Here is a 23476-nt window from a genome sequence, read left to right as displayed (position 1 = left end):
ATAGCAAAAATCTTCAAGGAATGTAATCTCCATTGAAAGAGGGTTTTCGCTTCAGACAAGTCGAAATGAGTCGCCTTATTAGCTCCTCTTGAAGTCTGGTTGTCTTCTTTCCATTGGAGAATTAAATAAAAAAGAGCAACCAGCTGATTAAGCCCGGCTGCCTTTACCCGATGGTAGGTGACGCTAAGTAACTGACCTCGGTAATGCCCTAATTTAATATCCACTTCGCAATATCATCGATAATGTTTTTGGAGACATTGGAGGGCTGCATATACTCTTGGCCAATTGAAAGTCCATCATAGCTGGATAAAATATGATTTACCTTTGGATAGCTTTTGTACGTTACATTGGAATGACCTTGAAGAGCTGATTTCCAGTTTTGGAATTGCTTCATAGACACTTGTACATCATTTTCACCTTGTATAATCAGCATAGGGGTATTTTGTGTTTTAGCCAGCTCAGAGGGCACATAATCTTTTTGCTCAAACCACCAGTAGGCAGGTTGAAGCGGAAATGACTCAGGGAGATGATCTACAGAATATTTAGGATCCTTAACTAACGCAGCAACTTTTTTATAAAAATCAGCTTGTACTTTAAAGTTCTCCGTGTCCAGGCCAACCTGTTTTACCCGATTTACCAATTCGTCCTGCTGCTCAGTAAGTACATCTACAAAGCTGCTGCTTGGTGCAGCGAGTAGAATACCTCCTGCAATATCATGTTGTTTATCCTCGGCAATGATTAACGGTAATGCGAATCCACCTTGACTATGTCCGGCTACAAAAATCCCTGTTGAATCGATATGTGTATTCTTTTTAAGGATTTTCACCGCCTCGGTTACATGATCTACGCTTTCCTGCTTTAATGTGAATTTAGGCTGCGAAGCGACCTTATAGGTATGCTCATATGAGACCTTATCGTATCTTAATACAGCAATCCCTTGTGAAGCCAGGCCCACGGCGAGATCCCGAAATGGCTTTGCCCCACCGATGGCAGAATCCTGATTGTTAGGTCCAGATCCATGTACTAGAATGATGACTGGGAAAGGTCCGTCACCCTTGGGTAAAGTTAATGTACCTGGTAGAGCTAATTCACCATCACCAATAGTGATCTTCTGCTCGGTATAGCTAGATGGGTCATCATAGCTTGGCTTTTGATAAACATCTGGTATAGCAGCGGCAATATACAAGTCATCCACAAGACCAGAATGATTCATTCTGACGGTAATATCTAAATTGGTAAGCGCTGTCTTAAAAGTGTAGGTTACGTTGTAATGTACTGTATTGTTCTCTATGTGTTTAGCTAAGGGCTGGCTTGTGATTTTCCCAAATTGACCTTCAAGTGATGTCCATAGCTGACTCAGTAATGTGGGTGAAAGAACCTGGCTTACAGAATGTTGAACATACTGAGCAGCCTCCTTGCCATTGCCCATACTTACAAGTGAAATAAACATATCTTCAGGTGCTTCTTTCAATACCTCTGTAAGAAATAGACCATCTACCAACGCAACTCCTTTGGTTAACTGAACAGGATTGTCCAAGGGGGTGACTTGCCCATTCACAATAGCCTGTTTCTCTCCTACCTTAACTACAATCGTAAGTTCATTTTTACGTATCGTGATTTGTCCTGTTTCTTGTTGCCAAGAGACCACTGCACCATTCTTTTCTGCAATCTCACGAACAGGAACTAGTGTTTTGCCATCAGTAGGTTGTTGAGTAGCTGCTGAGATGGATGCCATAGGTACGATTAGGCTTGTGGAAATAAGAGAAAGTAATAGCTTTTTCCAATTGTTCATGATAATAATTCCTCCTAATGATTTATATTAAACAAATAAATGAACGAGCATTTATTTGCTCAAGACTTTGCTTACAACAACAATAGCAATAATGATTAAGAACAGGACCCAACATAAAGGGTGCGCGAAGTTAATAGTCCAGCCAATTCCATAACGTTTTTCTATTGTAAAAGAAGGATCATTGCGATTGAAGTAAATAAAGCCAAACTTCCAATATTGATCGTCATTCACAGGTTGTTCTTTGGATCGTTCGCTTTGCACTTGATGATTTCGAATTTTCCCACCGCCTTGTCTGCCCGTTAGAGAGAGGAACACGGCGCCCAAAACAATCACAGCAGGGATGGTGAAGCTGATAACTGATAACAAGGGCAGGTTAGGGACGAACATATTAATCTGCATGAAGGCAAATAATATGGTAAGAAGTAACCCTGTTATAATCGTGAACAGAGACCATTTACGTCGGAATTGAATATTTTTTGCAGCAAATTTGACAGGATCAGAAGTAGAAAGCTGCTGCTTGCTTGTTTTTATACTCCAGTTCACAAACATCAAAAGCGCAATCATTCCTAGCTGTATGAGATTAATTGCCAGTACAGAAAAGTAGGTTTTGGGAACACTGGAAGTGACATTGCCCTGCAAATCATATTTCATTGGAATGACACCTGGTAATGCCTCATAATTCAAAATCGAAATGACAGCAATAGCTGCAATAATAGCAATGTGAATTAAATACCAGTAGTTAGAATAGGTGAGCTTATTTAGGCGGAAGGTTGTATCGATTCTTACCTTTTGAGGTCTTGTTTCAGACGGCAGTGTTTCCTTTATCTTTTTCATTTTGAAATGAAATAAAATACTTATTGCTGCCCAGTACACAATGAAAATAATTGTGCCCACGCCAGTAATAATTGCAGTGGATTCTTCATTTGCAGAACGGAGTAAATACAGACAGACAAGTATAACAACCCCATATGCGATCAGACTTACTGTAGCAAAAGTACTCCGTAGCTTCCGCACGATTGGCGTGTAGTAATTATATTCACTTACCGTAACTCCAAAGCTAATTGTTTCCCTTGTCATATAGGGTGCAAAGGAGAGAAACAAGGCTAATGGAGCAAAGATTAAAATGATCGGTAATAAAATAAATAGCTGCATACATAACACACTCCCTTCAGTCTTTCATTCTTTGTTGTGACCGTCTTTTACATCATCATACATTTGGGCTAATACTTCTGATAATTGCTCCTTACTCATTCCTCGACATATCGCTTCGGCGATAATCGGTCTAAATTCGCTGTGTTGCTTTTTCAAAAAATCATCAGTTAAATCAGGCATTCCATCAGGGTTTACTACGACTCCCTTTTGTCTATGAACTTGAATGTATCCATCTTGCTTGAGTAGTGTGTATGCCTTGTTGACTGTATGAAGGTTAACCCCAATATCTGCAGCCAAATTTCGGACAGAGGGTAGAGCCTCACCTAGCTGTAACTCACCATTGGCAATCCCTTCAATAATCTGATTAACAAGTTGTGAATAGATGGGAAGATCGGACTGCATATCAAGTTGAATAATCAAGAGTTCACCTTCTTTTTTTGATATCTGTTATATATCAACTATAACAGGTATAACTTGAATAAGCAATGGACATGGAAATGATGAGGTAAGATTATTGTAATTATGAGTTTTGGAACAGGTGGATGGAGGATGCACTTCTCAATAAGAGCCTAGAACGAATGAAAGTAACTTATAAATGACATTATAAAGAAGTAGTATAATTCTCATTTCCTGAGGAGGAGATCTTTTATGGCTCGCCAGAAGAAAAGGCAGGAAGCTGCTTGGAAGTCACGAAAGCAAGAACAGCATCCTCATGGTAAGATCAGATCGCTCAAGGAATTATCAAGCGAATATGAAGAGAAGCATACTACGCTCTAAAAGCGGGACTGTCGGGAGAATTTGCCGGCAGTTTTCTCATGTCTCGGGACAAAATAACACAAATGAAATTCTACTTTTTTTATTTGCCTCTGAGTCGGTATTTTAACGGTGTTATCAGGTAGGTCTTTTTGAAGCTGCTGATAAAATGAGAAACATTCTGAAAACCGATCTGGTGCGCGATACTTTCCACGGTATAAGAAGTGCTTTCCAGAAGGTGCGCAGCGACCTTGATTCGTTTGGCGGTCAAATACTCGCTTAGCGTGCTGCCCGTTTCCTTTCTGAATCGCCGCGATACATAGGATTGAGTCAAATGAAGCTCTGCTGCCAGCTTGTCCAGAATATCACTTTCCATGTAATGGTGCTCAATCCAGCTCATCATTTTTTCCGAATATTCTTCGCTGCGCCTTTGTGCGGGAGAGGGGGAGCTTTGTTCTGGAACGATATCCTCCAACAAACTGAGCAGGCGCAGCATAAATATGGTCATCTCCTCCTGAGTGTCTCCACGTCCGGTATGGGCATAACGCTCGTAATCCTCCATGCACTGCCGCACCGCGTCGAATTGCTCTCCAAGATCAAACGCCCGTTCCGTACTTCGGGAATAGCACAGCTGTCCGAACAACTCCAGTCGCTTGGGAAAGGCAGACAAAAAAGGTTCAAGACGCAGGTGGTTAATATGCACCACGGTCCGATCGTAGGGGTGTTCATCCGTTGCCTTGGCAAACACTTTGTGAATTTCAAAAGGTTGGAATACAAACAGCATGCCTTTGCGGATCGGATAGGTTTGATTGTTTAGCACTACAGTTCCATTACCGTCGTACACGAGCAATAGCTCGCAGCATTGATGCCAGTGGTAGAAGCTGATACCGGGCTGATGTGTCTGGTGCCGATTGTTCCATAACATGGCAGATCCCTGAAAGGGGATCGGGTCAAAGCCTGCTGACATCGGACAATTCCCCCGTTCGTCAAGTCGTTTTTTGTAAATATGGCATAAGTTTAGCATCCGGAGTATGTTTGAAACAAGGACAATAAAACCGTATTTTTGGTGAATACAAGCAAACTTTGCTATCGCTCTCTGTAGTAAACTGAAAGCGCTTTAGGTTATGTATAAACGCTGATAGGAATATGAATTATTATATCGAATTCCATTGCGGATGATCTCTATGTGAATCGTGAATACGGTTTTGTTTCAATTAAGCTGGGTATAAACAGGAAATTTTATTCCAAGGAAAAGGCAGGAGAACAACCATGCAGGTTATAGAACAAGCGAAACCCTGGGTCGACCAGGTCATTCAAAAGCTAACGGACAAGATGGATTGGGTAAGCGACAAGTCACGTGACAAAATTCCTTATTCCACACAGGATGGGGTGCATGATGATCGATCAGGGCACAACCCGAGCGGCAATGATGCGGACGGCATTAATTGGTGGACCAACGGCTTCTGGGGCGGAATGCTCTGGCAGATGTATCATGTGACGGGTGAGGAGAAATACAAGCAATACGCAAATCAGGTGGAGGATAAGCTGGATGCCTGCTTCGAGCAATATTACGGACTGCATCATGATGTCGGCTTTATGTGGCTGCCGACGAGTGTTGCCAATTACCAACTGACGCAAAATCCGCAATCCCGCAAACGGGCGCTGCACGCGGCGAACTTGCTGGCAGGACGCTACAATCCGGTCGGGGAGTTCATCCGTGCCTGGAATGATCTGCCTGATAGCGATACACGCGGTTGGGCCATCATTGACTGCATGTTCAATATTCCGTTATTGTATTGGGCTTCGGCAGAGACTGGCGATCCCCGTTTCAGACAAATTGCGGAGCGTCATGCCAATACGGTGATGAACACGTTCGTCAGACCTGACGGATCGGTCAACCATATCGTTGAATTCGATCCATTCGTCGGTGGTGTAGTCCAAACGTATGGCGGGCAGGGATATGAAGATGGTTCATCTTGGACACGCGGTCAGGCATGGGGAATGTACGGTTTCATGATGAGCTTCCGCCATACGGGTAAAGAGGAATATCTCCACACCGCCAAGCGGATCGCGCATTATTTCGTTGCCAGCATTCCGGAGAGCGGCATCATTCCGGTTGATTTCAGGCAGCCCAAGGAACCTGCCTACGAAGATTCTACAGCAGCGGCGATTGCAGCCTGCGGTCTGATCGAGATTGCGAAATCTGTAGGTGAACATGAGAAGGACCTGTACCTCAACGCGGCTTTGAAACTGCTGCGCACGCTGGACGAACAGCGGACGGACTGGAGCAGGGACTGCGATTGCATCGTGCAGAATGGATCTGCGGCATATCACAACGCCACGCATCACCAATCCATCATCTATGGTGACTATTATTTTATGGAAGCCGTGCTTAAGCTAAAGGGCGATGAGCTTTATTTTTGGTGAGTGGAGAGCACACCCCGGCTCCATAACTGTAGTGCCAGCCTTGACCCGAATGAGGGAGGAGTTCACCCTCGATGGATAAGCGTTTAAAGGCTTTATTTAGCAATGTCTCCATTGAGTATGAAACAGACGAGGACGGCAGTGCAATGACATGTTATACTGCCTGTTTAGTTGGATGCATCGGCGCGTGGCGAAAAGATTACCCGGAGGTTTTTGCTCCCTGAAGGCATCTAAAAAGTAGCAGCAACGCTGGTAAGCAGCTCCATAGTATCCATGTTCGATAAGAATATTTTATTTGTTCCATTAACTGATAAAATAAGCATATAGAAGCTACTATTTATTTTCTATGGAGGTGAGGCTATTGAAAACAATTGGGGTAGGATTCTTACATGCATGGCTCTATGCAAAGCCAGTGAAGGATATGGCAATGCTTTGCATAGAGCTTAGGAACAATTACATTGCCAACGACGAATCGTAATATTCTACTAACTGGCTTTGCACCTTATTGATTTATTAAATAAGGAGTGAGGCCCATGAAATATTCAAAAGCCGAGTCTATTTTTCCGGAAGAATTGCTACGTATCATTCAAGAATACGTTCAAGGTGAATTGGTTTATATCCCCAAACCCAAAGAGGCACACCTAAAATGGGGCGAGAAAACACACAGCAAAAGTAGGGTTTCTGCTCGAAACGCTGAGATTAAATCCTTATTTTGCAATGGAGTCAGCATAGAGGAGTTGGCGGGTCGATACTTCTTGTCCTGCGGAAGCATAAAAAAAATTGTATATAAAAAGAACTAATGAAATCCGCTAAATCGTCGTCTCGATGGTTTAGCGGATTTTGTGCAAAGATGAATTAAATCAACTTATACATAGTAACTGCACCTCGAAATCGATAGACTCAAGTTAAGGTTGTTGTGATGAATGACGGCCGGCTCATACAAAGGGGTGTAACGAACGAATGAATGAAATCATAAAGAAGAATCTGCTGAGCAAAAATGAACTGCTGATTAACATGGTGATCGAACGCGCAAAAAGAGATTTTCTAGACGATATCGCAATTATTGGGCTTACGGGTTCATTTAGCACCGGGGACTTTCACGAGAAGAGCGATCTTGATTTAATTATCATTAATAATACAGAAAAGGGATGGGAAATATCCGATTGCTTCATCTTGGATGACGTTGGATATGACTTCTATTGCACGCCATGGGATACAAGAATACAAGAGCAATCCACCTTGGAGAGCCCAAACGTATCGAGCCTAACTGAGCTCAAAATACTTTACTCTGCAAAGCCCGAGGATTTGGAGAAATTCAACGGCTTCAGGCAAAAAGCCCTTGATGCACTTGCGAACCCGATAGGAGAAGCGTGTCTTAATCGAGCAAATCAATGGATCAATCTGGCTAAGCAAGCATACAGCGATACGATGCTGGGTGAAGATATCGGTTCAGTGCGCCATGCATCTGCCGACGTTCTGTACAATCTAGTCAATGCCTTGGTCAGTATGAATAACACGTGCATCAAACGAGGAATCAAGCGATATTTGGAAGAGATCCGCTCGTTTCGCTATGTTCCGGATGATCTCGAATCCTTATACATGTCAATCATCGAAGCTCATACCATTGAAGATATCCGTATAGCATCTTTTAATATGTTAAATGGTGTTACAAGGTTACATAGCACGATGTGTGATAATTTCATTGTTAAATCTGCTCCGACCTTTGATAATCTGAGGGGAACATATGAAGAACTGTGGTGCAACTACCGCAATAAAATTTTGAACAGTGTTATAACAAACGATGCTTCCTACGTCTTTCTTTCGGTCTATGGTGCACAAGGGTATCTTGATGAAATGGCTCTGGAGAAAGGAACCAAGAAATTTGATATTATGCAGCACTTTGATGCAAGTGATTTATCAGTTATGAAAGAGAAGTTCCTTGAAGTGATGGATGAGTATCTAGACGAGTATGATAAGGTCGGCAGAGAAGTCAAACGTTTTACAACCTTCGAGCAGCTATATGCTCATTATATGAATCATTGACCTTACATCCCAGTTGGTTATAAGTCCGCGGAAACGGTACTGTTGACATTCCAACCAAAACTATCATCTTTCCTAATGTTCTTGATTTATTGTGTCCCATATATTGGCCTAGAAGGAGATATATAAAGCATACATGTTGCGTTTAACAATGAAGTAACCTTTTAAAGGTTCACCAGACCGCAGCAATCCGCTGGATGTAAAACCTGGTTATCTGATCCGAAAGGTAAAGGTATTGAAATGGCGATGACGACCAGACAGATGGTCATCAAGAGTTAGGCGAACAATACGTTCAGACAACCCAGATGAAGATCCAAAGAAAAGTTGTCCAAGGACAAGAACATATTCCCATTGAAGTCGCTAATTTAGCGGCTTTTTTATTTTAACGGTACAAGTTCTTGTCACAAGGCAAGGACTTGCAAAATTTCCGAGATGGATAAGAACATATTCTTATTTCCGATTAGACATGCAATAGTATATCTGAGCACACAGATTTCAGATTTAACTTTTAACATGTCACATCATCTTTGTTTTCTCTAAAAGGGTAAAGATTTGGCTGCTAGATAAAGTATTGTCTATTGTGTACGAGCTGAAAGCTCTTAATAATTAAATAGGTATACTTTTCTTGGCTGCGATAATTCCAATAGAAGGAGGAAGCAGGAATGATGGATGTTTTACTGGTCGATGATGAGCCTTGGATACTTGAGGGCTTGCGAAGCATGATCAATTGGGACAAATACGGCTACAGAATCTGCGGAGAGGCAGAGAATGGAAATGATGCTTGGGTCTTGATCAAAAATCTCCAGCCGGATCTGGTGTTTACGGATATTCACATGCCTTCGGTCAACGGCCTTGAACTCATAAATCGTTCTAATGGAGGGCTGGCCAGACCACCCCGATTTGTTATTTTAAGCGGATACGATAGCTTTGAATATGCGAAATTAGCTCTGGATTTGCGTGTGGAGGACTACTTGCTCAAGCCGATTGATGAGGTTGAGATTGAATCCTTATTGGAGTCGATAACCCCTAAAATCTTGGAGGATAACGTTGCAGCAGAAGCCCGTCAACGCGAACATGCCATATATGTAAACGGTTTATTTAATCGGCTGCTGCAAGGGGAAGACAGCAGTCAGCTACGCGCAGAAGCGAGAAGAATGCTTCGAATGGAAGTTCATGAAGATATGGCCTGTCTTCTGGTTGCAACGGATATTTGTAAAGATAACGTGAAAGGACGGATAAACAGTTTTGCTGACGCTCATTGGTCCGAACCTTTTGTGGATGCTGAAGGAAACATCGGAGTGTTTGCTGCAGATAAAAAAGGTTCCTTGAAGCAGCTAGAGGAGATGGGCAGAAGTCTGTTCGAGATATATTCTGGTCATGCATCTATCACTGTGGCCTTTGGACGTCATTCGGGGGCTGGATGCGTCATGAGGTCAGCATATGAGAACGCTTTGTTAGCATTAAAATGGAAGCGTTATCACAATGAGGTCGGCTTTGTTCATCAACAGGATCTACCACAAAATGATCCCTTGGCAAGCGTGAATCAAAAAGCTTTAGCAAATCTAATGGAAGCCATCCTTGCAGAAGAACAGGATAAGTTGGAAAGGAAGATTGACACACTGCTTGCTAATCCTGACTCAGGGCTGCCAGCCTCGGATATTGAATACGTCCGTGTTCAATTGTTAGCCCTTGAAATGAGCATACTCAAACAGTTGAATGAGCTAAAGGGAGATATAGGAAGGTTTATGCTGCATGTTCAAAATATGGCGGGCATCATTACAAAAATCGACACATTCCCCGCGTTTCAGAAGTATGGCCTCATGCTAAGCCTCAACGCTTTGAAAGCGATACAAGAGCAGCGAAAAGAAAAGGCAGGCAACACGGTTTTTCGTGTGATTCAGTATGTCAATCAGGAGTTCCGTGAAAAGTTGAAGCTTCAGGAGCTAGCACAAAAATTCCATATGAATGCCAATTATTTAGGGCAAGCTTTCAAACAGCAGACCGGCAAAACGTTTCGTGAATACTTAAATGACAAACGGAATGAAGAAGCGAAAAAGCTATTACGACAAAGCTGCTTAACCATTCCAGACGTTGCGGTACAGTCAGGTTATCCGAATTCAGACTATTTTGTAACTCAGTTCAAGAGAATGACAGGCATGGCACCTTCTGCATATCGAAGGCAGTAATAGACTCCTGAACAAATGAGAAGTACGAATAAAGATACCAAAAACAACGATGTCCAGAACAATCCGTTTCCCAGCATCGCAATAAACAGCTGTGTCTCATTGTATCCGACAACGGGAGAGGAATGGACCAGGAGCCATTTAATGTATTTTGATTGATGATGAACCCTTTGCCCTTGAAGGCCTGCAGTTATGGATATCTGTTTAAATGTCGGCTTGAGGTGTTTGATTCTGCGGAAATGGGTTGGAAGGTTTGAAACGAATGGAGGAACTGAAGCCTGATCTTGTCTTGGTCGATATACATATGCCGGCTATGAATGGTTGGAAGAGGATTGCTTCATTATCTTCGGGTTGAAGAAGCTTGTCGTTTACTACGATTGAATTCGTATAAAAGCAGCGAATTACTGGGAAAATTTGGATTATAGCATCTTCATTTTTTAAAGTAGTTTGAGAAACGAATGTACATGTTTCCTAACGAGTATAAGAAAAAAGACTAGCCAAGCACCTTACAATTTAAGCTTTTGCTTATAGGAGAAGACCTGAGTTTTTCTCGAAAAGAGTATTAATTTGAACATAGTTTCCAGCTGGCGTTAAATTTATAATTAAATTATTCGAATGAAAGGGTTTTCATTTGAAGCGAAATTGAAACTTGGAGGTTCTTTATGGGGGACAGTAAAAAGAAGTTTTTCCGTATGGGGGCAACATTGTTGTTGTCACTGAGCGTTGTGCTGGCTGGCTGCTCAGACAGTACAAATGACACAGGCAGCGGAGAAAAAGGCAATGGTACTGAGGTAGGCGCTGACAATCCGATAGAAATCTCGGTTTTCCTGAACGAGGCCGGACAGCAGCCAACCGCTGACAACAAGATTTACAAGAAAATAAAAGAAGAGCTTGGCGTAACATTCAAATTCGAATTCCTGGCCGGTGATAAAAACCAAAAACTCGGTGTCATGATTGCTGGTGGAGATTATCCTGATCTGATCTCTGCGGATACCAAGCTGACAGCTGCCGGTTCAGTCATTCCGCTTGAAGATCTGATTGAAGAACACGCCCCGAATTTGAAAAAACATTACGAGAAGTACTGGAATCAAATGAAGGACCCGAATGATGGACATATTTACTACCTGCCGAACTATGGTGCATATAACGGCGAAGTGGCTGACACTTATTACAGCGGTCCCGCGTTCTGGATTCAAAAAGCCGTGTTGAAAGAGTTCGGTTACCCGACTCCAAAAACGCTGGACGAGTACTTCGATTTGATCGCAAAATACAAGGAGAAGTATCCAACCATTGATGGCAAGCCGACCATCGGTTTTGAGGTCCTGAACTATGACTGGAAAAACTGGGGCCTGCTGAATCCGCCGCAGCATTTGATCGGTCATCCGAATGATGGCGGAGTGGTCGTCAACGATGGGAAGGCGGAGATCTTTGCAGACAAGGATTATGCGAAGACGTACTATCAGAAGTTGAATGAAATTAATGCCCAAGGCTTGCTTGATAAGGAAGCGTTTGCACAAAACTACGACCAATACATGGCCAAATTGTCCAGTGGGTCCGTACTCGGCATGTTCGATCAACATTGGAATTTCCAAAGCGCGGAAGATTCACTCATAACGCAGGACAAAATTGAACGCACTTATGTAGGTTTCCCGCTCGTGTATGACAGCAGCACCAAAGACTATTATCGTGACCGCGCAGCACTGAATCTGAACAATGGCTTCGGTATTACCGTGAGTGCTAAAGACCCTGTGAAAATCATTAAAGCACTCGACAAGCTCATGGAAGAAGATTGGCAAAAGACACTCACTTGGGGCATTCAGGATGAAGACTATTACGTCAATGACGAAGGTCGCTTCATGAAAACCCAAGAGCAGCGCGACAACGCTGCAGATGCGGCTTGGAAGCTGGCCAACAAAGCAGACGCTTTTTATGCTACTGCGCCGAAAGTGGAAGGATACTTTAGCGATGGCAACGCAACTTCGGCAAGCAACCAGCCAGAAGAATACCAAGCCAGCTTGAAACCGTTTGACAAGGAAGTTCTGGATACCTATGGTTTCAACAGTTATATCGATTTCTTTAGTGCTCCGCCAGAGAATCCGGTGACTTACCCTGCTTGGTCCGTCGATCTGGTTGAAGGATCCCCAGCCAAGATTGCCAATACGAAGTTGAACGAATTGTCGACCAAATATTTGCCAAAAACCATCTTGGTCGGTACATCAGAGTTTGACAGCGTGTGGAATGAATACGTTTCCGAGATTCATAAGCTGGACATCAAGGCATATGAGGATCGCATCAATGAAGTGTTGCAGTGGAGAATCGATAACTGGTCTGTGAAATAAAAGACTTAGAAATGAGGAAGGAAGACGACCTTCCTTCTTCATTCTTTCAATAATTGTTGCCACAGGACGTGGTCATCCATCAGGGAAGATACGTTGCTCTGATGTTTTCCTTTCAATATAAAGATGGATAGGGGCCTGATATTATGGAGGAAATTGTAGTGGGTACCAAGCCGCTCCGCCCAAAGAAAAAACCGAAAATTAGGCGGATTACTTGGCAAAATATCAAAGCACAGAGACAGCTCATATGGATGTCTGTTCCTCTGCTTGCATACATTATTGTCTTTGCTTACGTGCCTGTATGGGGTTGGACAATGGCCTTTCAGGATTATAAACCGGCCCGGAGTTTCTCACAGCAGACGTGGGTAGGATTTAAGCATTTTCAGTTTTTGTTCACCGATGACAATTTCTTGCGTGTGCTTCGCAATACGCTTGCCATGAGTGTCATCAACATGATTTTGGGTTTCGTAACCGCCATTGTTCTGGCACTGCTGCTTAATGAGATCAAGAAGATCCTGTGGAAGCGGACGGTACAGACTATCTCGTATCTGCCTCACTTCTTATCATGGATTATCGTTACCGGCATCGTAGCGACATCGCTTGCTTCGGACGGTATTATCAACGATATCCTCATGAAACTGCATTTAATCAACGAGCCGATCTTGTGGCTGACGGAAGGCAAGTATTTCTGGGGCGTTGTGGCAAGTTCTCATATATGGAAAGAAGTCGGATGGAGCACCATTATTTATTTGGCGGCCATGGCCTCCATTGACCCGGCACAGTATGAAGCTGCCGATATTGATGGAGCCAACCGCTATCAAAAAATGTGGAATGTCACCTTGCCGGGCATCAAGCCTACCATTGTCATTCTGCTGATTATGTCGATTGGGCATATTCTGGAGGCCGGCTTTGAGGTTCAGTATTTGCTGGGTAACGGATTGGTTGTTGACTGGGCGGAAACGATTGATATCTTTGTGCTTAAATACGGGATTGCCCAAGGCAACTATTCGCTTGCAACTGCAGGCGGCATATTCAAGACCGTAGTCAGCATTACGATGTTACTTGTAGCGAATTGGACCGCCAAGCGGCTTGGGGAAGAGAGGCTGTTATAATGACGAAAAAAACACCATTGTCTGGTTTAGGAAACACAGCGGCGCTTTCCGTTCGCCGCCCGGGTGGCAGAGGCATTGAACCGTTTCTGTTCAACACGTTTAATACGATCTTCATGGTTTTGCTGGTGATTGTGACGTTGTATCCATTTTTGAACACGATTGTGGTTTCGTTTAATGCAGGGAATGACACTATTCGGGGAGGCTTATATTTATGGCCTCGCGATTTCACCATGCAGAATTACAAAGCCGTATTTGCATCAGGCACAATTTATAATGCATTTTTGATTTCCGTTGCACGTACCGTACTATCCACCGTTCTGAACATTTTCTTGACCACCATGCTGGCTTACACACTGAGTCGGCGTGATTATATTTTCCGCAAGCTGATTACGACCGTTTTTGTACTGACGATGTATTTCAATGCCGGGCTAATTCCGGGGTACTTCCTGATGAAGGATCTGCATTTGATTAACTCCTTCTGGGTGTATGTTTTACCATCGCTGATTAGTGCGTTTAACCTGATCGTTATTCGTACCTATATTTACACGATCCCTGAAAGCTTGATTGAATCAGCCAAAATTGATGGCGCGGGAGAATTCAGAATCTTTTGGAAAATTATTTTTCCGCTATGCAAACCCGTGCTGGCGACCATTGCGCTCTTTGTTGCAGTCGGGGCATGGAACTCCTGGTTTGATGCGTTTCTGTACACATCATCTCGACAAGAGCTCAGCACACTTCAATACGAACTAATGAAGCTGTTGTCTTCCAGCATGAACGCCAACAGTAATCCTTCTGTAGCCAACGGCATAGGGGTGGAACATTCAACACAGGTAACGCCGATATCCATTCGTGCTGCAGTTACGATTGTCGCTTCAGTTCCGATCTTGCTGGTGTATCCGTTTATGCAAAAATACTTTGTCGTAGGACTAAATGTAGGGAGTGTGAAGGAATAATGACACAACTTCAATCGCATACGATCCATTATACTAACCCAATTCTTCCCGGGTTTTATCCGGATCCAAGCATCGTGAAGGCCGAAGATTACTTTTACCTTGTATGCAGTTCATTTGAATATTTTCCCGGAGTTCCAATTTTTCGGAGCCGGGATCTGATTAACTGGGAGCAGATCGGCAACGTATTGGACCGGATCAGCCAGCTTGATTTGACCGGTCAAAAAAGCTCGGACGGGATTTATGCACCTGCGCTGCGATACCATGAAGGCACGTTTTATATGATTACGACTGATGTGAGAGGCATCGGGAACTTCTATGTTACAACGACCAACCCAGCCGGACCATGGTCTGATCCGATTCGCATTCCATATGGCGGAATCGACCCATCTCTATTTTTTGACGATGACGGAAAAGTTTACGTTACGGCTCAGCAAGGCGCGGATTACGATTCTCATGCCATTCAATATGAGATCGACATTACGACAGGAGAAGCGCTCTCTGAACCGCAAGTGGTATGGCACGGAGACGGCGGACCGTGGACCGAAGGGCCGCACCTGTACAAAATCAACGGGATGTATTACATGATGTCTGCTTCGGGAGGGACGGCAAAGGAGCATCGTGAAATCATAGGCCGCAGCGACAATCCGTACGGTCCGTTCGAGCGCTATCCCGAACCCATTCTTACTCACCGCCATCTGGATCATCCCATCCAGTATTTGGGCCATGCCGATCTGGTGGAGGATCACCAAGGTGAATGGTGGGCCGTATTCCTTGGTGTCCGATTGACAGAGGATGGTTTCAGTGTGCTTGGACGGGAAACGTTCCTTGCCCCCGTTGTTTGGAACGACGGTTGGCCGCATATTGACAATAATGAAGGAATCGTAAGTTTGGACATGGAAGTTCAACGCTCGCCGATAACAGCACATTCTGTACCGGAGAGTCATGCAGCAGTCGTTGCAGGCCGGGACGACTTTGATAATGAGTTGGGTCCGCAGTGGATGTTCGTGCGCAATCCATCAGAAGGAGCATGCTCCATGACGGATAATCCGGGTTTTCTGACACTGTACGGACAAGAGGCAAATCTCGGTGAGGTTGATCAGGTTACGTTTGTTGGCCGGAGGCAGCAGCATCTTCAAGCCTGCTACACAACCAGCCTGACCTTCGTTCCGGCTGCGGATGGAGAAGAAGCAGGACTGTGCATTCGCCGGGATGAGGATGCCCACTATGAGCTTGGCATAAGAAGATCGGATGGGAGCAACCGGATTTTTGCCCGCCTGACGGTACGTGGAGAGTCAAAAGTCGTGTTCGAGGATGAAACTGAAGCGGAGCAGTTGTTTCTCCGGATTGAATCGACGGAGAAGGATTATAAGCTGAGCTGCTCCGAAGATGGACATCACTGGATCAGTCTGGGCTCGGGATTGGCGCGCGCCATTTCGCCGGAGGATTTTGTGCATAAAATGTGCTTCACCGGAGCGGTGGTTGGATTATATGCCACCGGCAATGGCCAGGCGAGCCGGACTCCTGCACGTTTTGATTGGTTCAGTTATGAAATCTAGCGGAAGAGGAACCATTCAGAGCGTCATATACTGATTGTTGTCATTACATATAACCTTCTTGCCACGATCACAATGGCATGGAGGTTATATGTATTGCAACATATATATTGAAGCTTTCTATCAAGGAAGAGAGCAAATTATTTCTCTGTCGCTGCTCGATCAAAACATGTAAAATGGGATTGACTGAGGAGTCAGTGTGTGAAGGTGTTTTTATTTTACAATATTCAAAACTAAGAGAGGTGTAATAAAGGCATGGTTCACAATCCAATCCTATGGGCCGATTACCCGGATCTCGATGTCATTCGAGTAGAAGATACGTATTACATGGTTAGCACGACGATGCATATGATGCCGGGGTGCGTCATCCTGCGTTCGTATGATCTGACTCATTGGGAAGTGGCAACCCATGTATATGACCGGCTGGATGACACTCCGGCGCAAAGACTGGAAGATGGCAAACACGTCTATGGTAAAGGCATGTGGGCAGCTTCTCTTCGGTATCACCAAGGGAAGTTCTATGTAATTTTTGTAGCCAATGATACGCGAAAGACGTATTTGTACACATCTTCATCCATCTCGGGGCCATGGGACAAACGCATCGTTGAGGGTTTTTATCATGATTGCTCCCTGTTCTTTGACGATGACAATCGGGTATATTTGGTGCACGGCAATGCAGAGATTCATCTGATTGAGTTAAAGGCTGACCTGTCCGGACCTAAACCGGGGGGAAAGCAGCGTATAATCGTGAAAGAGCGGGAACCTTATCACCTTGGTTACGAAGGTGCCCATTTCTATAAGATCGATGGGAAGTATTATGTGTTTCTGATTCACATTTCCAAACAGGCGGGCCGCAGAACCCAGGCTTATTTCATGGCGGATACGCTAGACGGTGAGTTTGTTGGCGGAGACGTATTTAATGACGATATGGGGTATTTCAATTCGGGCGTTGCTCAAGGTGGAATCGTCGATACGCCGGATGGGGAATGGTATGCCATGCTGTTTCAGGATCATGGTGCAGTGGGACGAATTCCTGTAATCGTTCCCATGCATTTTGAAGAGGGTATTCCCGTCTTTGCAAACAAAGCGCCAAGCACAATAGATATCCCCAGCACAAGGCCGGATCATCGATACAGCCCATTGGTAGGCAGTGACGATTTCGAGTATCGCATCGGAGAGGACGAAAGGATACGTCTCCGTGATTTTTGGCAGTGGAACCATACGCCACACGATGAGCTGTGGTCCGTAACCGAGAAGCCTGGCGTGTACCGAATTCGGACCGGACGGCTAAGCCCTAATCTTACTTTTGCTGTGAACACACTGACCCAGCGTGCGATGGGTCCTGCTTGTGCGGTTAACGTCACGCTGGACGGCAGCGGATTGAACGATGGCGATTATGCAGGGATATGTTTCCTCATAGGTACTTATGGTTTGATTGCATTAACGAGGGATAAGGGACAGTTCTATCTTGTCATGCAGGCGCGGGAAAGTCAGGATTCCAGCATATTTGGCAATTTGATCGATCAGGAGCCTGCGACGGAGCATGCACGAATTCCCGTAGCGGGGCCAGTCGTTACGCTACAGGCAGCAGGCCGTTTCGAGCAAAATCGGGATGAATGTTCCTTTGCTTATCTCGATGGCACGGAGTACAAGCCGCTTGGCATCTCCCACAAGATGTTTTACAAACTGGATCATTTCATGGGCTGCCGGATTGGCTTGTTTCTGTATTCTACGCAGGTCATCGGAGGAACAGCCGATTTTTCGAATTTCAAATACGGCATCATCTAGGCAATGAATACGATGGTTATGGATAAAGTCGCCTGGTGGCGGCTTTTTGTAATCGTCGGTGCCAGTTTGTTATATATTGATCGGATTCGGCTGACTAGAAAACAAACAATGGTAGGAGTTCATTCCAATAGAATGGGGGAAAGTCGCTGTGTCTAAAAGATGGAAGTACGGATCAAGATGGACCTTAATTCTCCTCTTTGCGTTGTTCATGCCTGCAGGCCTCACGCAAGGAATTTCGGACCAACCGGGGCCCGTGCCTTCAGGGCAACAGGGACTGCCATCCGAGGAGGAAGGAAAATACGTTCCGCCAATACAAGTTACTTTTGTCAGGGAAACCGGGGAAGACTTGCAGCGAATGATTGAGCAGCTACCGGGTGAGAGCATGGCGGACAATCGCTGGACCCGCTTATATGAAGAAGAATTGGGCATTCAGATTCGCTATGACTGGATCGCAACGGGAGACGTGTACAATCAGAAGCTGGGGGTGGCCCTTGCATCAGGCCGTTTTCCGGATATCGTCAAGGTAAACCCATATCAACTCAGGCAGTTGAGCAATGCCGGATGGATCGAAGACTTGACGGAAGTATACCGGACGCAAGCCTCTCCGCTTACCAAAAAAATATTGGAGGCCGAGGGAAGAGGTGCGTTCGACGCCGCCACCATTGACGGCAAACTGATGGCCATCCCAGAATCCTCTTCTTCCATTGAAACGGCGCAGTATTTATGGATCAGAAGCGACTGGCTGGAAAAAATGGACCTGCAGCCGCCTACAACGATGGAGGATGTTCTGAAAATATCGAAAGCGTTCACAGAACGAGACCCGGATGGTAACGGGAAACAGGACACCTACGGAATGGCGATGACAAGTTATTTATGGGACCCCGTGATGGGCGTATCCGGATTCATGGCCGGTTACGGAGCTTATCCGAATATTTGGATTAAGGACAAGCAGGGAAATCTGACCTACGGTGGCATACAGCCGGAGGCAAGAGAAGCCCTTGAATTGTTGCAGACCCTATATCTTAATGGGCAGATCGATCCCGAGTTTGCCTACAAAAACGGAAGCAAGGAGTACCGACTGATTCAGGACGGTAAAATAGGCATGCTTTATGGTGAACAGTGGACCCCTTTCATGCTTCAGACTACCCGCGATACGGACCCTGATGCGGAGTGGCAAGCTTATCCTCTTGTGGCGGAGTCTGGGAGAGGCATAAAGGTCCCGCTCCGTTCCAATACAGGACAATATTTCGCTGTAAGAAAAGGATTCGCGTATCCCGAGGTCATTGTAAAGCTCATGAATCTCCATCTGGACAAAAACTGGGGTGAACAAGCCGAGTATGAAACGTACTATAACGATGACTCACGGGCCGTGTGGATGCTATCGCCGGTAACGCCCTTTCCAGGGACGAAAAACATGGATGCCTACAGTGATATTCGCGACGCCCAAAAAAGAGGGAGTTTCTCAAGCTTGGAAAACGAAGCCCTTGCGATACACAAACGAATGGTTGCTTATGATTCCGAAGGCGTAAAGAGTGGATGGGGATGGAAACAGACTTATGGCCCTTCGGGTGCTTTTAGCATTGCGGACGCCTATGGCAAGAACGGGCAGTTTCTCTATGACGAATATACCGGCGGGATAACCGAAACCATGGTTGATCGGCAAATCATTCTTCGAGATCTTCAGCTTGAAGCCTACATGAATATTATCCTTGGTTCGCCCATCGAAGAATTCGATCAATTCGTGGACGATTGGTACAAACTGGGCGGGGAAGAAATTACATCGGAGGTGAATGCATGGTTCAGAACCAATGGCGGAAGGGATCACCGACCGTTCGCTTCTTCGAATTAGCCTGCAATCCTATCTCGGTATGGCGGGCAGGAGGTGAATGGGTTGTTTAGGATACCTGCCCAGTCATGGCTTAACAGCATATTTGCTAGATTAATCATGACCTATCTGGTGTTTGTAATTCCTCTGATTCTTCTCGGCGTATATCTGTATCACTGGAGTTACGATACGGCAAGCCAGGAAATATCCCTATCGACGGAACGGCGTCTGGACCAGTTTGCGATGGAGCTGAGCAGGGAAATTGAATGGATGGAACTACAGCAGTTCGATATCGCCGAAGACCGCAAACTGAACCGGCTTGCCATCTTGTGGAACATGATGGATCAGGTGGAAAGACGTGAAACGTTGAATTATTTATCGGAACGATTAGCTGCTTTCAAAAATAGCAGTGCTTACATCAAGAACGTTTACGTGCATATCCCCGAGGTCAACAAGAGCGTATCGGCCGTGCAGGGCATTGATGACTTTGATCAGGATTCTTTTAACTATTTTAGTTCAAGTCGTGCAGGGAAAGGGAATCGCTTCAACGTAAAAGGAGACAACCTGAATCTTAGCGCCGTAAGGCTAACAGGCAAGGGGGGAGAGTCCCCGCTGTTTGTTGTGCAAGTGGAACTGGATACGGCCGAATTTCGGAATGAATTGTCACAACTCAATCTGTATCCCGAGAGTGCAACATTCCTGATTGAGGACCAAACGGGGCAGGCCATCTCAGACGAGCAGCAGCGTGATATGATTCTGTCCAGTCACCGTAAACTCGGTTTTGCGAATCTGGATGACAGTTTTCAGGTGAATGTGGAGGGGATCATGTATCATGTAAACCAGCTTCATATAAGTACTCTGGGCTTGTCCGTAGCCACCTACTTGCCGGAGGAAATCGTAACCAAACCTCTCAGCAGATTTGTTCAGTGGGCCTGGATTTTTGCCGTTACTTCATTCATCGCCATTGCTGCGTATCTGTACTCCAGCTACAAGCTGATCCACATGCCGCTGTTACTGCTCGTCAAAAGGTTCAAGAAGATGGAGGGTGGCGTGCTGGACATACCGATCATCCACCATCGAAAAGACGAATTCGGCTTTCTGTACAGCCGTTTCAATCATATGATCGAAAATCTTCGGCAGTTGATTGATCGTGATTTCAAAATGACCATGATGATGCAGCGGGCTGAATTGAGACAGCTTCAATCCCAGATTAATCCGCATTTTCTGTACAATAGCTTCTTCATTCTCAATTCCCTCGCCAGAACAGGGGATACGGAACGCATTGAACAATTTACGAACATGCTTGGCGAATATTTTCGCTTCATCACTCGAAACGGGAAAGATCATGTACCCTTGAAGGAGGAGGTGGAACATTCGCGAATCTATACAGAAATTCAGCAGCTGCGATTCTCCAGACGGATTAAGGTGGACTTCGGGCAGGTGCCCCCGGAAATGGAACAGATTCAAGTGCCCAGGCTGATTATTCAGCCGATTATTGAGAATGCTTACGAGCACAGTCTTGAAAAAAACACAAGCCTGGGTCTCTTGCGCGTACATTTTTGCATGAAAGATTCCTATTTCGAATTCGTCGTGGAAGACAACGGAAATGACCTGCGGACAGATGATATCGAGCTTCTCCAAGAGCGGCTGCACAATGAAACAAACACGGATGAGATGACTGGATTAATGAATATACACCGACGTCTGAGACTGACCTATGGGAAAGAAAGCGGTCTTTCTCTCTCCAGAAGTGAGCTGCAGGGATTGAGGGTCGCTGTTCGGATTCAGCGGAAGGAAGGGGAGACGAATAACGAATGTATAGACTTCTGATTGTCGATGACGAGGAGATTATAACGGATAGTCTGTATGAGACGTTTGCAAGGTACATGCCTGACAACCTTGACGTGTGCAAAGCATACTCTGCTGCGGAGGCGTTGGCTTGGATGCGACGCTCCAGAATAGACATTGTACTGACAGACATCCGCATGCCGGGAACAAGCGGTCTGGAGCTGACCGAAGAAATTCAGGCCAGATGGCCGCAATGCCGCGTTGTTTTCTTGACGGGACACAGCGATTTTGATTATGCATACAAGGCTTTTCAGATGCCAAATGTTCGGTACTTACTCAAAACGGAGGGCTATGACAAAGTGTTGGCCGTTGTTGAACAGGTGATGGAAGAGATTCGGCAAAGTCACACCATGAATAAAGTGCTGGAACAGTCTGTTGAGATCACTTCAAGATTAGCCGCGCTGCAGCAGGAGGAATATGTGCGTAAGCTTCTTCAGAAATGTACACTGGCATGTTCATCCGATGAGATACAAGCTGAACTGACCCAAAGAAATATCGAATTACAAGTGGACTCCCCGGTGTATCTCGTGCTTGGACGATTCAATACGTTACTGGAAGACCATGTTGATCTGGAGCCAGTCCAGGCGTCGGTTCGTGTGATTGGTTCTTCTTTTATCCGTGAACATGCGATATGTGCCAGCGTAACCGACCATTATGGCGATGCGGTGTGGCTGCTCCAACCGAATAGAGAGAAAGTCAATCCGGATGATCAATTTGTCACGTATGTCGAAGGCACGTTGGAACTTGTGCAAGAAGCTTGCCAGTCTTCTTTAGGCGTGTCCATTGCATTCACATTAAGCGGGCAGGGCTGTCCATGGTCTCAAATTCCAGGACAATATGAACGATTGCGTCTTCTGCAATGGATGAAGATCGGGGACGGGATATCCATGGTGTTGACGGATAGAACCGAAGAACCTGTTGCAGGTTTTTCCAAGGATTACGTGCGCATTTCTAGTCGTATTGAATTAATGATCGGTTATTTGGAAACCGGAAGGTTCCAGTCTTTTTATGACGTCTTTGAAGAGTTGATCAACGAATTGCTGCAGCAGAACATGATCATGGAACGAGCGATGGAGACCTACTATCACCTGGCATTGATGCTTTATACAACATACAATCGTTGGGGGCTGCCACATCAGATGCCTGATCAGCAAAGCCTGCTTCATCTCGGAAATTATCGAAGTATAAGGGATGCTGTGCAAAACCTGTACCGCGCAGCTGATGAATTAGTTCAATTCAAACAAGCAAACGAAGCGGAACGGGCTAACCTAGTGACCCAAACGATATGCAATTACATCAACAATAATCTTGAAAAGGATTTATCCTTGGTCCGGCTGGCTGAATTGAATCATTTCAACCCGTCCTATCTATCGCGATTCTTCAAGCAGGAAACGGGAATCAACTTGTCCGAGTTTATTGACAATTGCCGTATCCGAAGAGCCAAGGAGCTGCTTGGAAATACGGAGCTTATGGTGCGCGAGGTAGCACTGGAAGTTGGTTATGAGGCAGCTCATTCGTTTACACGTCTGTTCAAGAAGCTGACGGGCATGACGCCGCAGGAATACCGCGAATCCTTGTTGGTGCCTTAGGGTAATCCAATTGAATTGGAATCGTCCATCTAGAGTACGTGAGATAAATACATTTTTGATATGATGACCTTTTGATCTAGATGTCAAAAGGAAACGGATATGACAAAAACGCAGGCGTCATTGCTCCT

At 45.1% G+C, this 23476-nt stretch carries 17 protein-coding genes; 13 read left to right on the top strand and 4 right to left on the bottom strand.

Going from position 1 to position 23476, the window contains the following annotated elements:
- Nucleotides 1-208 precede the first annotated feature (208 nt).
- Genes MHB49_RS19030 through MHB49_RS19020 form a run of 3 tightly spaced genes read right to left on the bottom strand, consistent with a single transcriptional unit; the run spans nucleotide 209 to nucleotide 3364 of the window.
- Complete coding sequence (locus MHB49_RS19030) at nucleotides 209-1792, bottom strand: stalk domain-containing protein (RefSeq protein ID WP_405152570.1); 1584 nt, start codon at nucleotides 1790-1792, stop codon at nucleotides 209-211.
- A gap of 51 nt (nucleotides 1793-1843) precedes the next feature.
- Nucleotides 1844-2944, bottom strand: coding sequence for a DUF1648 domain-containing protein (locus MHB49_RS19025; RefSeq protein WP_405152569.1), 1101 nt, complete (start codon nucleotides 2942-2944; stop codon nucleotides 1844-1846).
- A 24-nt stretch (nucleotides 2945-2968) separates the two neighbouring features.
- Nucleotides 2969-3364, bottom strand: coding sequence for a GntR family transcriptional regulator (locus MHB49_RS19020; protein ID WP_405152568.1), 396 nt, complete (start codon nucleotides 3362-3364; stop codon nucleotides 2969-2971).
- A gap of 228 nt (nucleotides 3365-3592) precedes the next feature.
- Here MHB49_RS19020 and MHB49_RS19015 point away from each other — a divergent pair, with 228 nt between their 5' ends.
- Entirely contained in the window at nucleotides 3593-3721 is a 129-nt protein-coding gene (locus tag MHB49_RS19015; RefSeq protein ID WP_247897701.1) for a DUF6254 family protein, read from the top strand.
- Between the two features lie 79 nt (nucleotides 3722-3800).
- Here the strand turns inward: MHB49_RS19015 and MHB49_RS19010 are convergent, their stop codons facing one another.
- Nucleotides 3801-4664, bottom strand: a complete 864-nt coding sequence (locus tag MHB49_RS19010; RefSeq protein ID WP_405152567.1) for a helix-turn-helix domain-containing protein — start codon at nucleotides 4662-4664, stop codon at nucleotides 3801-3803.
- A 302-nt stretch (nucleotides 4665-4966) separates the two neighbouring features.
- Here MHB49_RS19010 and MHB49_RS19005 point away from each other — a divergent pair, with 302 nt between their 5' ends.
- The 12 genes from MHB49_RS19005 (at nucleotide 4967) to MHB49_RS18950 (ending at nucleotide 23348) form a co-directional block, all read left to right on the top strand.
- Nucleotides 4967-6124 (top strand): glycoside hydrolase family 88 protein, encoded by a 1158-nt coding sequence (locus tag MHB49_RS19005; RefSeq protein ID WP_405152566.1) that lies wholly within the window; start codon nucleotides 4967-4969, stop codon nucleotides 6122-6124.
- A 530-nt stretch (nucleotides 6125-6654) separates the two neighbouring features.
- A complete protein-coding gene (locus tag MHB49_RS19000) occupies nucleotides 6655-6921 on the top strand; it encodes a CD3324 family protein (RefSeq protein WP_405152565.1) in 267 nt (88 codons plus the stop codon).
- A gap of 160 nt (nucleotides 6922-7081) precedes the next feature.
- Entirely contained in the window at nucleotides 7082-8164 is a 1083-nt protein-coding gene (locus tag MHB49_RS18995) for a nucleotidyltransferase domain-containing protein (protein WP_405152564.1), read from the top strand.
- Nucleotides 8165-8823: 659 nt separating this feature from the next.
- Nucleotides 8824-10347, top strand: a complete 1524-nt coding sequence (locus MHB49_RS18990) for a helix-turn-helix domain-containing protein (RefSeq protein WP_405152563.1) — start codon at nucleotides 8824-8826, stop codon at nucleotides 10345-10347.
- A 659-nt stretch (nucleotides 10348-11006) separates the two neighbouring features.
- Nucleotides 11007-12683, top strand: coding sequence for a sugar ABC transporter substrate-binding protein (locus MHB49_RS18985; RefSeq protein WP_405152562.1), 1677 nt, complete (start codon nucleotides 11007-11009; stop codon nucleotides 12681-12683).
- A 143-nt stretch (nucleotides 12684-12826) separates the two neighbouring features.
- The gene (locus tag MHB49_RS18980) at nucleotides 12827-13792 is read left to right on the top strand and encodes an ABC transporter permease (protein ID WP_405152561.1); all 966 of its coding nucleotides are present in this window, start codon (nucleotides 12827-12829) and stop codon (nucleotides 13790-13792) included.
- Nucleotides 13792-14745, top strand: a complete 954-nt coding sequence (locus MHB49_RS18975; protein ID WP_405152560.1) for a carbohydrate ABC transporter permease — start codon at nucleotides 13792-13794, stop codon at nucleotides 14743-14745. The genes MHB49_RS18980 and MHB49_RS18975 overlap by 1 nt, the downstream gene beginning before the upstream one ends.
- On the top strand, nucleotides 14745-16301 hold the full coding sequence (locus MHB49_RS18970; protein WP_405152559.1) for a glycoside hydrolase family 43 protein: 1557 nt from the start codon (nucleotides 14745-14747) through the stop codon (nucleotides 16299-16301). The genes MHB49_RS18975 and MHB49_RS18970 overlap by 1 nt, the downstream gene beginning before the upstream one ends.
- A 252-nt stretch (nucleotides 16302-16553) precedes the next feature.
- Complete coding sequence (locus MHB49_RS18965; RefSeq protein ID WP_405152558.1) at nucleotides 16554-18086, top strand: glycoside hydrolase 43 family protein; 1533 nt, start codon at nucleotides 16554-16556, stop codon at nucleotides 18084-18086.
- Between the two features lie 148 nt (nucleotides 18087-18234).
- A complete protein-coding gene (locus MHB49_RS18960) occupies nucleotides 18235-19935 on the top strand; it encodes an extracellular solute-binding protein (protein WP_405152557.1) in 1701 nt (566 codons plus the stop codon).
- 33 nt (nucleotides 19936-19968) lie between these two features.
- Nucleotides 19969-21741 carry a sensor histidine kinase gene (locus MHB49_RS18955; RefSeq protein WP_405152556.1) on the top strand — a complete coding sequence of 591 codons (1773 nt, stop codon included), beginning with the start codon at nucleotides 19969-19971 and terminating at the stop codon, nucleotides 21739-21741.
- Nucleotides 21726-23348, top strand: coding sequence for a response regulator (locus MHB49_RS18950; RefSeq protein ID WP_405152555.1), 1623 nt, complete (start codon nucleotides 21726-21728; stop codon nucleotides 23346-23348). The genes MHB49_RS18955 and MHB49_RS18950 overlap by 16 nt, the downstream gene beginning before the upstream one ends.
- Nucleotides 23349-23476 lie beyond the last annotated feature (128 nt).

The sequence above is a fragment of the Paenibacillus sp. FSL K6-0108 genome (assembly GCF_045040695.1).
Lineage (GTDB): Bacteria > Bacillota > Bacilli > Paenibacillales > Paenibacillaceae > Paenibacillus > Paenibacillus pabuli_B.
The sequence above is the reverse complement of the archived record's forward strand: the minus strand, read 5'-3'. Positions and strand labels throughout refer to the sequence as shown.

Coding starts and splice junctions, on each gene's coding strand:
- MHB49_RS19030 (WP_405152570.1), bottom strand. CDS start 1,792: ATGAACAATTGGAAAAAGCTATTACTTTCTCTTATTTCCACAAGCCTA.
- MHB49_RS19025 (WP_405152569.1), bottom strand. CDS start 2,944: ATGCAGCTATTTATTTTATTACCGATCATTTTAATCTTTGCTCCATTA.
- MHB49_RS19015 (WP_247897701.1), top strand. CDS start 3,593: ATGGCTCGCCAGAAGAAAAGGCAGGAAGCTGCTTGGAAGTCACGAAAG.
- MHB49_RS19010 (WP_405152567.1), bottom strand. CDS start 4,664: ATGTCAGCAGGCTTTGACCCGATCCCCTTTCAGGGATCTGCCATGTTA.
- MHB49_RS19005 (WP_405152566.1), top strand. CDS start 4,967: ATGCAGGTTATAGAACAAGCGAAACCCTGGGTCGACCAGGTCATTCAA.
- MHB49_RS19000 (WP_405152565.1), top strand. CDS start 6,655: ATGAAATATTCAAAAGCCGAGTCTATTTTTCCGGAAGAATTGCTACGT.
- MHB49_RS18995 (WP_405152564.1), top strand. CDS start 7,082: ATGAATGAAATCATAAAGAAGAATCTGCTGAGCAAAAATGAACTGCTG.
- MHB49_RS18990 (WP_405152563.1), top strand. CDS start 8,824: ATGATGGATGTTTTACTGGTCGATGATGAGCCTTGGATACTTGAGGGC.
- MHB49_RS18985 (WP_405152562.1), top strand. CDS start 11,007: ATGGGGGACAGTAAAAAGAAGTTTTTCCGTATGGGGGCAACATTGTTG.
- MHB49_RS18980 (WP_405152561.1), top strand. CDS start 12,827: ATGGAGGAAATTGTAGTGGGTACCAAGCCGCTCCGCCCAAAGAAAAAA.
- MHB49_RS18975 (WP_405152560.1), top strand. CDS start 13,792: ATGACGAAAAAAACACCATTGTCTGGTTTAGGAAACACAGCGGCGCTT.
- MHB49_RS18970 (WP_405152559.1), top strand. CDS start 14,745: ATGACACAACTTCAATCGCATACGATCCATTATACTAACCCAATTCTT.
- MHB49_RS18965 (WP_405152558.1), top strand. CDS start 16,554: ATGGTTCACAATCCAATCCTATGGGCCGATTACCCGGATCTCGATGTC.
- MHB49_RS18950 (WP_405152555.1), top strand. CDS start 21,726: ATGTATAGACTTCTGATTGTCGATGACGAGGAGATTATAACGGATAGT.